The organism is Hylemonella sp. GW821-FHT12C09 (assembly GCF_058807395.1).
The window spans coordinates 60,090-73,167 of sequence record NZ_JBXAQQ010000007.1; the positions used below are offsets into that span (position 1 = coordinate 60,090).

General features: G+C 62.3%; 14 protein-coding genes and 1 pseudogene. 14 read left to right on the forward strand and 1 reads right to left on the reverse strand.

Annotated elements, in window-relative coordinates; translation table 11 throughout:
- Positions 1 to 9: 9 nt before the first annotated feature.
- The gene (locus AC1RRP_RS12715; RefSeq protein WP_305617691.1) at positions 10 to 300 is read right to left on the reverse strand and encodes a helix-turn-helix domain-containing protein; all 291 of its coding nucleotides are present in this window, start codon (positions 298 to 300) and stop codon (positions 10 to 12) included.
- Positions 301 to 497: 197 nt separating this feature from the next.
- Here AC1RRP_RS12715 and AC1RRP_RS12720 point away from each other — a divergent pair, with 197 nt between their 5' ends.
- The 14 genes and pseudogenes from AC1RRP_RS12720 (at position 498) to sucC (ending at position 13,075) form a co-directional block, all read left to right on the forward strand.
- On the forward strand, positions 498 to 839 hold the full coding sequence (locus AC1RRP_RS12720; RefSeq protein ID WP_305617689.1) for a DUF2958 domain-containing protein: 342 nt from the start codon (positions 498 to 500) through the stop codon (positions 837 to 839).
- 102 nt (positions 840 to 941) lie between these two features.
- Positions 942 to 1,187, forward strand: a complete 246-nt coding sequence (locus tag AC1RRP_RS12725; RefSeq protein WP_305617687.1) for a transcriptional regulator domain-containing protein — start codon at positions 942 to 944, stop codon at positions 1,185 to 1,187.
- Between the two features lie 13 nt (positions 1,188 to 1,200).
- Complete coding sequence (locus AC1RRP_RS12730; RefSeq protein WP_305617740.1) at positions 1,201 to 1,740, forward strand: DUF2285 domain-containing protein; 540 nt, start codon at positions 1,201 to 1,203, stop codon at positions 1,738 to 1,740.
- Positions 1,741 to 1,832: 92 nt separating this feature from the next.
- Positions 1,833 to 2,129: a helix-turn-helix transcriptional regulator gene (locus tag AC1RRP_RS12735; protein ID WP_305617685.1), complete on the forward strand. Its 297-nt coding sequence runs from the start codon at positions 1,833 to 1,835 to the stop codon at positions 2,127 to 2,129.
- Positions 2,130 to 2,150: 21 nt separating this feature from the next.
- Positions 2,151 to 2,969, forward strand: a pseudogene (locus tag AC1RRP_RS12740) (replication initiator protein A); the annotation flags it as partial.
- A gap of 206 nt (positions 2,970 to 3,175) precedes the next feature.
- A complete protein-coding gene (gene parA / locus AC1RRP_RS12745; protein ID WP_305617683.1) occupies positions 3,176 to 3,934 on the forward strand; it encodes a ParA family partition ATPase in 759 nt (252 codons plus the stop codon).
- A complete protein-coding gene (locus AC1RRP_RS12750) occupies positions 3,931 to 4,194 on the forward strand; it encodes a ribbon-helix-helix protein (RefSeq protein ID WP_305617681.1) in 264 nt (87 codons plus the stop codon). The genes parA and AC1RRP_RS12750 overlap by 4 nt, the downstream gene beginning before the upstream one ends.
- Entirely contained in the window at positions 4,194 to 4,697 is a 504-nt protein-coding gene (locus tag AC1RRP_RS12755) for a DUF2840 domain-containing protein (RefSeq protein ID WP_305617738.1), read from the forward strand. Before AC1RRP_RS12750 ends, AC1RRP_RS12755 begins: the two co-directional genes overlap by 1 nt.
- Positions 4,694 to 5,227, forward strand: coding sequence for a S26 family signal peptidase (locus AC1RRP_RS12760; RefSeq protein ID WP_305617680.1), 534 nt, complete (start codon positions 4,694 to 4,696; stop codon positions 5,225 to 5,227). Before AC1RRP_RS12755 ends, AC1RRP_RS12760 begins: the two co-directional genes overlap by 4 nt.
- 372 nt (positions 5,228 to 5,599) lie before the next feature.
- Complete coding sequence (locus tag AC1RRP_RS12765; protein ID WP_305617679.1) at positions 5,600 to 7,546, forward strand: DUF3363 domain-containing protein; 1,947 nt, start codon at positions 5,600 to 5,602, stop codon at positions 7,544 to 7,546.
- A 326-nt stretch (positions 7,547 to 7,872) separates the two neighbouring features.
- Entirely contained in the window at positions 7,873 to 9,480 is a 1,608-nt protein-coding gene (locus tag AC1RRP_RS12770) for an FAD-binding oxidoreductase (protein ID WP_305617678.1), read from the forward strand.
- 24 nt (positions 9,481 to 9,504) lie between these two features.
- Positions 9,505 to 10,728, forward strand: a complete 1,224-nt coding sequence (locus AC1RRP_RS12775) for a CaiB/BaiF CoA transferase family protein (RefSeq protein ID WP_305617677.1) — start codon at positions 9,505 to 9,507, stop codon at positions 10,726 to 10,728.
- A gap of 29 nt (positions 10,729 to 10,757) precedes the next feature.
- Positions 10,758 to 11,729, forward strand: a complete 972-nt coding sequence (locus AC1RRP_RS12780; protein WP_305617675.1) for a Bug family tripartite tricarboxylate transporter substrate binding protein — start codon at positions 10,758 to 10,760, stop codon at positions 11,727 to 11,729.
- Between the two features lie 176 nt (positions 11,730 to 11,905).
- Complete coding sequence (gene sucC / locus AC1RRP_RS12785; protein WP_493036698.1) at positions 11,906 to 13,075, forward strand: ADP-forming succinate--CoA ligase subunit beta; 1,170 nt, start codon at positions 11,906 to 11,908, stop codon at positions 13,073 to 13,075.
- The last annotated feature ends 3 nt before the right edge of the window (positions 13,076 to 13,078 follow it).

The window sequence follows — 13,078 nt, forward strand, 5'->3', positions numbered from 1 at the left end:
AATCTCGTCCTACCCCTCTTTCTTGGGCAGACGTGCTTCGGTTTCCAGCATCAATTCGCCAGCGCTGCGTTCGAGCGCTCGCGCGATCTTCAGGATCATCGCCAAGGTCGGCATGTGCTCGCCGCGCTCGATCTTGCCCATATGCGAACGCTCGATGCCGGCCCGGTGCGCCAGCGTTTCCTGGGCAACGCCATCCTCGGTACGCAAGGCGCGCACTGCATCGCCAAAGGCCCGTGCCGGGCCTGCCTCAAATGTCGTCGCGCCGGTCGGCCGCCCGCGCTGTATTCCCTGCTTCTGCATGAACAGAAGCGTTACGTTTTAAAGCAATTAAAACCACGTTATCTTTAACTCATAGAATGCTGCGCCGACAGTTTTTTCGGTTTGATTTGCTGAAAAAGACGGCTTCCTAGCGACCGGTAGGAAGCGCCTGGTCGTCGCTTCTGGGACTTGCTTTATGCCACCTGCGAATTAGTATTTAACGGCCTCACGCGAAAACCATGACTTTCCTGACCGAAGAACAGCGAGACCAGCTGCTGGCCAATGGCGCGGCGCGGGCGCGCGGGGACGCCGTTGATCCGCTGCCGGTGGTCAAGCTCTACACCCTGGATGCTGGGGCCGCCTGGCTGCTGACTGAGCTCGATTCCGACGGGGACAAGGCGTATGGCCTGTGCGACGCCGGCACCGGCTGTCCCGAGCTGGGCCGGGTCAGCCTGTCCGCCCTCGAAGGCGTGCGCGGACCGCGCGGCATGCGGATCGTGGCCGATCCACACTTCAAGCCGCGTCAGACACTGTCGAGCTACCTGGCCGACGCGCAGCGCGACGGTTCGATCAACGACTGACGCGTTGCTGCAACATCGCCGATCGCGCGACGGAGGGTCGCCGCAAAAGCGACCCTGATTTCCCTCGCCTCTGGCAGCGTTCCTCTTCCAAAGGAGGATTGCATGTTGAAACCCAACCCCGAAGACTTGCCCCGCGCGCCATGGAGCGTGTCGGCCGCCTACCTCTACGCGCTGGAGCTCGACGATTCGGCACTTGCGTGGGAATACTTGCGCCGCCATCCGGGCTACCGCTCGGATTGGGCGCGCCGCAAGCGCGTGGTGTCCTTCGCACGCTGGGGGTTGCGACAGCGCCGAAGATCCGGACACGGACGGGCGCAATGCACAGCCGCTGTGGCTGTCGTCCTCTGACGGCTTGCTGCATGTGCGTGCTGCGCACGCCAATAATGCAGCAGCCCGCCGATTCGACCTGTGGCGAATCCCCGGCCGCAAGCGCCTGGCGCCTGATGGCCCCGACTTGGCGCTGACTGCCGACCTCGGCGCCCAGCGCATGCGCTTGTCGCTGTCGGGCGCCCTGGCTGACGGCACCGCTTACGCGAGCGCCGTACCGTTGGCTCCGCAGATGCGTGGCCAGCTTGACGCCTTCAACGCGCAGGCGCAGGCCCTGGAAGGTCATGCGCTGCAGGTCAATCCTGCACGACCAGTCACCCGCGCCGCGCTGTTGCATTTGCGCGCTCTGCAGGCGCTCGATGCCTCGCAGGCAGGCGCGTCGCACCGCGACATCGCCCAGGCCTTGTTCGGCCTCGAGGCCGTCGTCCTGCGCTGGCATGAGGATGGCGAGTTGCGTGCGCAGGTGCGGCACCTGCTGCGCCGTGCCGAGGCGCTCATGAACGGCGGCTATCTGGCCCTTGCCGGCGTATCGCATGCCGCAGCAACCCACCCCGGAGACGAACCGTTGCGCTGAATCTCTCCCTGCCTTGATCGGGCCTGGTTCCCGAGACTGCCTCCATCGGGCCGCGAATGGTTTGCGGCCCATCGACAGCGATGGAGTCCGTCATGGCAGTTGGCAGTTCTTTCCCTTCCCGCACGGCCGCAGCAACTGCGCCGCACCCTGCCGCGGTTTCGCCTGCGCCGGCCAATCCCGAGTTCCTGACCACCGACGAAGCCGGCGCCTTCCTGCGGCTGTCGCCGCGCACCTTGGAGAAGCAGCGGGTACTCGGTGGTGGTCCGCGCTTTCGCAAGTTCGGCGCGCGCGTGGTCTACGCTGCCGCCGACCTGCGCGCCTGGGCCGACAGTCACACCTACGGCATGACTTCGGACCCCGGCTACGTACAGCGCGACTCCGTCCGCTGACGAGCTTAGGGGCAACACCGCATGTCGAAGCGCCTGAGCGAACGCGAACAGCTCACGCTGTTCCGCGCGCTGCCGCACGGCGACATGGCGCTGCGCGATGCGCAGGACCTGATGGCCTACCCCTTTTTCTCCCTGGCCAAGTCGCCGCGCATCGTACCGATCCGCTTCGAGGCCGGAGGCATCTCGCTCACCGTCGAGGGCGTGCCCGAGCACGGCATCGCCACCATCTGGGACGCCGATGTGCTGATCTGGGCCGCCAGCCAGATCATCCAGGCGAAGAAGGAAGGCATCGCGCCTTCGCGCCTGATGGTGGCCACGCCCTACGAGATCCTGCGCTTTGCGGAGCGCGGCACCGGCCGCAGCGACTACCTGGCGCTACGCGCCGCACTCGACCGCCTGCAGTCCACCACTGTCGCCACCACGCTGCGCCAGCGCGAGCGCCCGAACGGCGGCAAGCGGGTGCACCGCTTCTCCTGGATCAACGAGTGGAAGGAATACATCCGGCCGGACGGCCGCTCAGACGGTATCGAGCTGATCCTGGCCGACTGGTTCTTCACCGGCGTGATGGACGAGGCTCTGGTGCTCACGCTCGATCCGACGTATTTCCGGCTTTCAGGCGGCATCGAACGATGGCTGTATCGGCTGGTGCGCAAGCACGGCGGGCGGCAGCCGGGTGGATGGCGCTTCGAGATGCGTCACCTGTACTTGAAGTCCGGCGCGCTCCAGCGCTCCCGCGACTTCGCCGCGCATGTGCGCGGCCTCGCACTGCGCCAGGCGCTGCCGGGCTACCGACTGTCCATCGAACGCAGTGGCGGCATCGAGTGGCTGGCCTTCCGCCCTTGCACCGACAACGCCGGGAGCACCGACTTATCCACAGCTTCTGTTGAAGAACCTGTGGATGTCATGGGGACGGGCTCGGTGGATCACCGGCGCGGGACTCGGTGGATCACCGGCGCAAACATCGGTGGATCACCGGCGCCAATCAGCCCGCAGGCCGCGCCCAGCAACGGTTGGGGGCCTCCCTAAACATCTAAAGGGATACATAAATGGAATTCACGCGCGCGCGAACAGCGGTTGCTCAAAAGACGGGCAATGCTGCGGCGGAGGCAGTCCGCACAGCCCAAACAGCCGAATACCGCTTGTCAGAAAGGGAACACCGGCCAGGCAAGGTGATCGCTTTGCTCAACCAGAAAGGCGGCGCGGGCAAGACAACCCTTGCCACGCACCTGGCCGGCGAGCTGGCGATGGCGGGAAGCCGCGTGACGCTGCTCGATGCCGATCCGCAGGGCTCGGCTCTCGACTGGGCCCAACGGCGGCTTCAGAACGGGCAGGGACGGCTCTACGGCGTGTTCGGGCTGGCCCGGGACTCGCTGCATCAGGAAGCACCCCAGATCGCCTTGGAAGCGGATTTCGTCGTGATCGACGGGCCGCCCCGCGTCGCTGCCCTCGCACGCTCCGCGCTTCTGGCCGCCGACCTGGTGCTGATCCCCGTGCAACCGAGCGCGTATGACGTCTGGGCCAGCCATGAGATGGTGGCACTCATCGCCGAGGCCCGCGTGTTCAGACCTCAGCTTCGCGCGGCCTTCGTCATCAACCGGCGCGTGGTCGGCACCGTGATCGGCCGCGAAGCACGCGCAGCACTGGCCGACCAACCGTTTGCCGCGCTGCAGGCCGAAGTCTCGCAGCGCATCGTGTTCGCCGACAGCGTGGCCGCCGGCCGGCTCGCATGCGAAGCCGCGCCGAAGTGCGCCGCCGCGCGCGAGATCGCGGCGCTGGCGCAGGCTGTGCGGGAGACGCTGCGATGACGGCGCCTGCGTCATCAGGTGCGCCGAAGCGTGCGTCCATCGGACGCAAGCCCGCTGCCGATCCTGCGTCGACTTGGGTGCGGCAGGCCGACGCGCCAAAGGTCGCTGCGCGGGCATCGATCTACACCGCTCGACTGACCATCGACGTGACACCGACGCTGCGGGGGCGCATCAAGGTGATCGCATTCGAACGCGGCGTAACCGCGGCCGAGATGTTGCGCGAGCTGCTGGAGCGCGAATACGGTGGGGGCCAGCCGTGATGCAGTTGCTGCCCATCACCGCGCAGGCCGTGCTACCGCCACGGCCCGTCCATATGCGGATCTCGCTCGCTTTCGTCGAGCATCGCGTAAACGTCTGGTTGCGCTTCGGCAAGCCGGTGCGTGAGACGACGTTGGACCGCTGGCGGCGCGTCGCGATCTTCGAGCCCAACGCGGTGTGCTGCCGCGTCAAATGGATCGGCAACGACTACGGCACGGCGCTCTGGCAGCTCATGGTGCTGCAAGCACCGATGCCGTTCGATGGCGCACAGCGCATCGCCGGCGTGGTGCCTGGCGCGCGCATCCTGCTGCGCGCCGATGGCGAGCAGCAGGTCAAGGCAGTGCTCGAAGTGATCGACGCCATCGAAGCGCTGGGCATCGAACCGGCAGCGGTTGCCGCCACGTACTGGCACACCGCTGGCAACCGGCTGGCTGCACGCCAGCCGCTGCCGGACTACACAAGCGAGCGACATGCGGCGCATCTTGTGCGCGGGGCGCTGCGATGAGCCGGCGGGTACTTTTCGCCGGCATGGGCGTGGGCTTGGCTGTGCTGTGCGCGCCGGCCTTCATGCCGATGACGGTGCATGAACGTGCGTTCGTGGTCTACAACCCGACGAACAGCGTGCCGCGCGGCTGGTACCGGGTCGGCAGCATCGACAGCGGAGTTGCGCTGCACGTCGGCAGCATCGTGCTGGCCCGCCTCCCTGTCGACGTAGCGGCCTTCGCAGGACAACGCGGCTACCTGCCGAGCGGCGTGCCGATCCTCAAGCGTATCGGCGCCATCGCACCGCAGTCGGTGTGTGTTCGAGAACAGGTCGTGCTGATTGATGGCGCGGTGGCGGCGATCGCACGCGCACATGACGGCGCGCGCCGGCCACTGCCTGCTTGGCAGCATTGCCGCCCTCTCGCTGGTGGCGAACTATTCCTGCTCAGCGATACGAATCCGGCGTCGTTCGACAGCCGCTACTTCGGCCCCATCGCCGCCTCTGCCGTGCTCGGCATCGCGAGACCGCTGTGGACTTGGAGCACGCCATGAGCCCTGCCCTATCGCGTCGTCAAACATGCCGCCGAACCGTAGCTGGGCATGCGCTCGCGCAGCACTCCGTCGTGCAGGGAGCCCGTCGACAGCGTGCAGCACGCGCTGCACCGCCGCTGCCTCACGGGCAGCGTTGCGCACTCGGTGCGCGGCTGGCGGCAGGTCGGAGCCGGGAGCGGATGCGGAAGGCGGAGACGGAGGGCCAGATAAAAGGGGTGGCACGCCGCGCCCCTCCAAGCCAGTCTGCACGAGGGGTTGCGGCGGCACCGCAAGGGGTCTTGCGCGTGCCGCGCAGAGGCTGGAATCAGCAGTGCAGCAGCGATTGCCGCGCGCCGTTTCCGATGCGCTGCGCTGAGGTGCGTTGGGGTCTTCGTGGCTGCCAATGAAGAAGATCGCTTTCGCGTAAAGCCCGCGGCGCCGGAGTCGCGCGGTGGACCGCGCTCGCAGCGCTTCGTTTCGCAGGTGCTCAAGCAGGTGTCGAAGACCGGCGCAAAACCGTCGGGCAAGAGCCTTGGCAGACCCGCCAGCAAGTTCGGACGCGGCCGCGTCGCGGCCTCTGTGGCCGGCCAGCGCCTAGGGCCGAACGCGCGGCGTGTTGTCGTCAAGTCGCGCTTCGTCGTGCTCCAGCGCGCCAGCCCAAACTCGGTGGCCGTGCACCTGCGCTACATCGAGCGCGACGGCGTCACACGCGAGGGGCAAAAGGGCCAGGCCTACGGCGCTGACACCGATGCGACCGACCTCAAGGACTTTCAGGAACGCGGGCAGAACGATCGCCACCAGTTCCGCTTCATCGTATCGGCCGAGGACGGGCTGGAGCTGGAAGACCTGAAAGCCTTCACCCGCCAGCTGATGCGCCGCATGGAGATCGACCTGGAGATCCGACTGGATTGGGTAGCCGTGGACCATTGGGACACAGACAATCCGCACACCCACATCGTGCTGAACGGCCACACGGGCGGGCGCGCCAGTAGCAGGGATCTCGTGATCGCCCCCGACTACATGGCGCACGGCATGCGCCTGCGCGCCAGCGAGATCGCCACGGAATGGCTGGGACCGCGCACCGAGGCGGAAATCCGCCAGAGCCTGCTGCGGGAGGTCGACCAGCAGCGGCTCACCAGCCTGGACCGGGCGCTAATCCGGCAAGCTGGTGCCGATGGCATTGACCTTACGGGCAACCCGCAAGCCCGGGAGCGTCAGAACGCACTGCGGGCACGGCTGCTGCGGCTCGAAAGCATGGGTTTGGCCGAGAGGATGAATGCGAACCGCTGGAAGCTCCAGCCTGGGATGGCGGCCACACTCGACGCCATGGGCCAGCGCGAGGATGCGCTGGAGACGGTGCGCCGTGCGCTCAAGGGCCAGCGGCGGGAATGCGTGGTCGATGAGCGGCCGACCTACACGCTCATCGGTCGGGTCGCGGGCAAGGGCCTGGTCGACGAACTGCATGACCGGGGCTACCTGGTGGTCGATGGCATCGACGGGCGGGCGCACTACCTGAATCTGCCAGCCGGTCCCGACCTCGCAGAACTGCCCCTACACGGCATTGTGGAGGCGAGGCCGCCGGGCCAGGAGAAGCCGGTGGACCGCAGCATCGCCACCGTGGCGAGAGGCGGCCTCTACAAGACGGCCGACCACTTGGTGCAACTAACGCATGCCAACGACCGCTACCCGCAGTCAACCGTCGATGCGCATGTGCGCCGACTTGAAGCCCTGCGCCGCGCCGGTATCGTGGAGCGCATCGCCGATGGGGTCTGGAAGGTGCCGCGGGATTTGCTGCAGAAGGCTCGAGCGCATGACAAGCAGAAAAATGCTGGATTGGTGATCGAGCTGCGATCGCATCTGCCCATTGATCAACAGGTGCGCGCCATCGGCGCCACGTGGTTGGACAAGCGGCTAGTGGGCGACGGTTCGGTCTTGGCCGGCCAAGGCTTTGGGGCTCAAGTGCGGGATGCGATGCGCGAGCGTGTAGGTTTTCTTGCCACACAGGGACTTGCTAAATGGCGTGACCAGCGCGCAGTTCTCGTGAACGATCTGCTTGCAACCCTGCGCGAGCAGGATCTGGCGGCTGCCGGCAGGGCGCTGGAGGGAGAGACAGGACACAACTATCGTCCAGTGCAAGCTAACTCGCGCGTAGACGGTCTCTATCGCCAGAGCATACAACTCGCCAGCGGCCGCTTCGCCGTGCTCGACGATGGCGTGGGTTTCAGCCTGGTGCCGTGGCGCCCAGTTATCGAGCAGCGATTGGGGCAGCACTTATCGGTCGTCATGACTGGGGGGTCATCGACATGGCTGCTTGGGCGGCAACGCGATCCTGGCATTTGAAAAACAAAGACCGACGCCGATGCTGTGACATCGGCTCTCCTCGGACGCGCGACGGCTCCAATGGTTTTTCCCCGTGGATGCGATGCCTTATGCATAGGTGCCGATGGTGCAGGCTTCCGCTTGGCACGTTGATGCCGCTATGGGGTAAGGCGCGCATCCCTTCGTCATGCTAGCAGGATTTAAGGGTAAACCCTGAGTTTGACGCCTTCTGATGATTCTACAATGGTAACGATTGCATCGCTTGAACTATGTGTCTTTGAGTGCTAAGAGATCGCGTTCCTCGCTCACTTGTGCAATCGTTACCATCAACTTTAGAAGGTGTATTTATGACAGACCGTCGCAGAAAGTTTTACGGGTGGGGTTACGAAGACGACGCGGTTACTCCCGCCGAGATCGGCGAATTTGAAACCGCATGGACACGACTCTTAGGCGTCGAAAAGTTTGAGGCCGTGCCATTTCCCACACTCGACAAGATTGCTATCAGAGAGCCACGCATCAAGGTTCCAGGCGCCTTGAGTTCAGTCTGCACAACCGACAAATATGACCGGCTGTACCACACCTATGGAGCGGGAACGGTCGATGTGGCCAAGGCCATCCGCGGCGAGTTTCGTAACCCACCGGATGTTGTCGCCTACCCGCAAAGCGAGCAAGACATAGTGGATCTCTTCGACTGGTGTGGAACGAACAGCCTGGCCGCAGTGCCCTATGGCGGCGGCACCAGTGTGACGGGCGGCGTCAACCCGCCCGACCACGATCGATACCGCGGCACGGTGTCGATCGACATGAAGCACTTCGACAAGGTGCTTGAAATCGACGCGACGTCGCAGTCGGCCCGGATCCAGGCCGGCGTGCTAGGCCCACACCTTGAGAAGCAGCTCAAGCCCAGCGGGCTCACCATGCGCTTTTTCCTCCAAGCTTGGGAGTTCTCCTCGCTGGGCGGATGGATTGCAACGCGGGCCGCCGGACACTTTGCCACGGCTTACACACAGATCGACGATCACGTCCAAAGCCTGAAGGTCGTCACACCATCGGGCAACGTCGAGTCCAAGCGATTCCCGGTATCCGGATCGGGTCCAAATCCGGATCGGCTTTTCCTGGGATCCGAGGGAGCGCTGGGAATCATCACGGAGGCATGGATCCGCCTGCACAAGCGCCCTACTCATCGCGCAATGACGGCAGTCAAATTTACGGACTACGACAAGGCAGTCGAAGCCGTCCGAGTTCTTTCGCAATCAGGTCTAAATCCTGCCAATGCCCGACTTATCGAACGTGAAGAGGCGGAATACACCGGCTCCAGCGACGGTACCTACGACATTCTGGTACTAGGGTTTGAATCGGCAGATCACCCCGTTGACCACTGGATGGCAAGGGCACTCGAAATTTGCGCCGGCTTTGGCGGCAAATGGGAGACAGAAAGTCTCTCCAGCAAAAGCGCCGAAATTGCCGACGCCGGCGCCAATAGCTGGAGGCAGAAATTCCTGCGAGGTCCCTATCTGCGTGAATACGCCATTGCACGAGGCGTCATGCGCGAAACGATGGAAACGGCCGTAACCTGGGAGCGCTTCGCCGCTTTGCGGGAACACGTCAAGGCCGAAACCCATCGCGCGATCCGTGAAGTTACAGGCAGACCGGGGTCCGTTACTTGTCGCTTCACGCATATTTATCCAGATGGACCCGCCCCTTACTTCACATGGTTTGCATACGGCGACAAGTCGCGACTTGCGGAGCAGTTCATGGCCATCAAGCGAATTGGTGAACAAGCGATGGTCGATGCTGGTGGAACAGTTACTCACCACCACTCACTCGGCAGAGATCACCGTCCGTGGTACGACAAGGAACGGCCGGAACTGTTCTGTACCGTGCTGAAGTCCGCCAAACACGCACTGGACCCCAGACAAATTCTCAACCCAGGCGTTCTCTTTGATCCTAGTTGAGAGAAGGTATCGAAAGATCAAATTATGACAGGCCCACTTTCGGGAATAAGAGTTCTTGATCTCAGCCGGATCCTAGCCGGTCCTTGGAGTACCCAGCTGCTGGCCGATTTGGGTGCGGACGTGATCAAGATAGAACGGCCGGTAAGCGGCGACGACACAAGGGGATGGGGTCCCCCATTTCTCCATGGCAATGACGGGCCGCTGACCGGCGAGTCTGCCTATTTCTTATCGGCTAACCGTGGCAAGCGTTCGGTTACTGTCGACATCAGCAGACCAGAGGGGCAAGACCTGGTGCGTCAGCTGGCAATGAAAGCAGACGTATTTATCGAGAACTATAAAGTCGGCGATATGAAACGCTACGGTTTGGATTACGAATCGTTGAGTGGATCGAACCAGGGCCTCGTTTATTGTTCAATTACTGGCTTTGGCCAGACGGGTCCATATAAAGATCGAGCAGGCTACGATTTCGTCATTCAGGCCATGGGAGGACTGATGAGCATCACCGGAGAAAGTGATGAGCAGATCGGTGGAGGTCCGCAAAAATGCGGGGTGCCCATCTCTGATCTGATGACCGGAATGTATTCAGCCGTGGCAATGCTCAGTGCATTGATGGAAAGGAAAGCCAGCGGCAAAGGCCAATACATCGACATGAGCTTGCTTGACACCCAGGTCGCATGGCTTGCCAATCAAGCTTCCAACTACCTCGTGTCAGGAACTGAACCGAGGCGCTGGGGCAATGCGCACCCGAACCTTGCCCCATACCAGTCATTCTCTGCGCTGGATGGCGACTTCATCGTGGCAGTCGGGAACGACAGGCAATTCACAGCGCTTTGTCAGGCGCTGGGGCTGATCGAAATGGCAAAAGATGGGCGGTTTACCACAAATGCCGACCGTCTGAAAAATCGGACTCTTTTGGTTGCCGAGCTGAACGCTGCATTCGCGAAACTCTCGATCGCGGAATGTCTGCAGCGTTTGGAAAAGGTCGGAGTTCCGTCAGGGCCGATTCTCAGTATTCCTCAAGCGCTAGCCAATGAACACGTCGTGGCACGTCGGATGCTCTTCGATCTGCCGCACTCCAGAGGGGCGGAAGCGCCTCAGATCGCGAATCCCATCAAGTTTTCGAGGTCCCAGTTGGACTATGGCCGCGCGCCCCCTGCGCTTGGAGAGCATACGAATGAGGTCCTTGTCAATGAACTTGGCTGGACTGAGGAAAAAGTCAACGCCCTAAGAGCAGCGGGAACAGTGTAGGACCCTTCAATTTAAATCAGGAGACAACTATGAACGGATTCAGTCGTTTTATTTCATGCGCAATATTAGCTGTGATTTCATTGGTCGCTAACGCGGGCGACTGGCCACGTCAGCCAGTGAAAATTGTTCTTCCTTATCCGCCAGGAGGCGCGTCGGATGTTACGGCGAGGCTTCTCGGTGCAAAACTGACGCAAGCTTGGGGGCAACCGGTAATTATCGAGAACCGCCCTGGAGCTAATGGCATTGTGGCAAATCAACTGGTTGCAAAATCCCCTGCTGATGGATACACAATACTGATGGCAAATTTAGGCCCGAACGGCATCAATCCAGCGGTTTATGCAAAGCTCCCCTACGACACTCTGAAGGATTTCGAGCCAGTCGTTTTGTCTACGTTTGTGCCGCTTGTGATCGTCACTGCTACAGACTCGCAGTATAAATCGCTAACTCAATTGATTGCCGCTGCCAGGGACAAATCGAACAAGCTTTCATTTGGTTCCGCTGGCAATGGATCAGGGAGCCACTTAGCTGGCGAGCTGCTTTTCTCGTCTGTCGGGGTGCCCATGCTTCATGTGCCGTACAAAGGCGACGCCCCCGCCCTCACTGATGTAATGGGAGGGCAAATAGCAGTCGCGCTACCTACTGCCCTTGCTGCCACACCTCAGGTAAAAGGCGGAAAGCTTCGGGCGCTTGCTGTTACCAGCAAGAAGCGATTGCCGTCGATGCCTGAAGTTCCGACCGTGGAGGAAGCGTTGGGTTTGCGCGAATTTGAGGCTGTCTCGTGGGGTGGTTTCATGGTTCCAGCCGGTACCCCGAGGGAGATTGTCGGCAAGATAAATAACGACATGAATGAAGCCCTTCTTGCGCCTGATGTGGCAGAGAAGTTGCGGGCTCAAGGGGCCCAAGTCGTGGGGGGAAGTTCGGAGGCCTTCAAAACGTTTTTGCATTCTGAGGTCACAAAATGGAAGGCGGTTGCAAGTCGAGCCAATATTAGGTTGGATTGATTAGCCTGCCTTGTCGCTAGAAACTTCCAAATAGCTCAGAAAATTTCTCCCTATTTTTTTGCGTTGGCAACTTAGTCTTTTAATGCCGCTAATTTCACGCGCTGTGGGACGCGTAAACGCTCGTGAAATTGGCGCTACATGGCAGTTCATCTGCCCTTATGCACGAGAGAACCGTCATGAAGATTCACGAGTACCAGGGCAAGGAAATCCTTGCCAAATTTGGTGTGCCGGTGCCGCGCGGCATTCCGGCCTATACCGTCCAGGAGGCGGTCGAGGCCGCTCAGAAACTCGGTGGCCCGGTCTGGGTGGTCAAGGCCCAGATCCATGCGGGGGGCCGCGGCAAGGGCGGCGGCGTCAAGGTCGCCAAGAGCATCGACCACGTTAAGAAGCTCGCCGGGGACATCCTCGGCATGCAGCTCAAGACCCATCAGACCGGCCCCGAAGGCCAAAAGGTCCGCCGCCTCTACATCGAGGACGGCGCCGACATCCAGAAGGAATACTACGTCTCGGCCGTGACCGACCGCGCGACGCAGAAGGTGGCCTTCATCGCCTCCAGCGAAGGCGGCATGGACATCGAGGAAGTCGCGCACTCGTCGCCCGAGAAGATCATCACCGTCTTCGCCGATCCCAAGGACGGCCTGACGGACGCGCAAGCCAAGCAGATCGCCGACGGCATCGGCATCCCGGCCGACTCCACCGCACAGGCCGTGGACATCTTCAAGAAGCTCTACGCCTGCTACATGGAGACGGACGCCTCGCTGGTCGAGATCAACCCGCTCAACCGTGACAGCAAGGGCAAGGTCATGGCGCTGGACGCCAAGTTCAACTTCGACAGCAACGCGCTGTTCCGTCACCCCGAGATCGTCGCGCTGCGCGACCTCGACGAGGAAGACGCGGCCGAAGTCGAAGCCTCCAAATTCGACCTCGCCTACATCTCGCTCGACGGCAACATCGGCTGCCTCGTGAACGGCGCAGGCCTTGCGATGGCCACCATGGACACCATCAAGCTGTTCGGCGGCGAGCCGGCCAACTTCCTGGACGTGGGTGGCGGCGCCACTCCCGAGAAGGTGACCGAAGCCTTCAAGATCATGCTGAAGAACAAGAACGTGGAAGCCATCCTCGTCAACATCTTCGGCGGCATCATGAAGTGCGACACCATCGCCACCGGCGTGATCGCGGCCTGCAAGGCCGTGAACCTGCAGGTGCCGCTGGTGGTGCGCATGAAGGGCACCAACGAAGTCGAAGGCAAGAAGCTGCTGGCCGAGTCGGGCCTGCCGATCATCAGCGCCGACACCATGGCGGACGCGGCCCAGAAGGTCGTTGCAGCGGTTAAGACCAAGGCCTAAGGA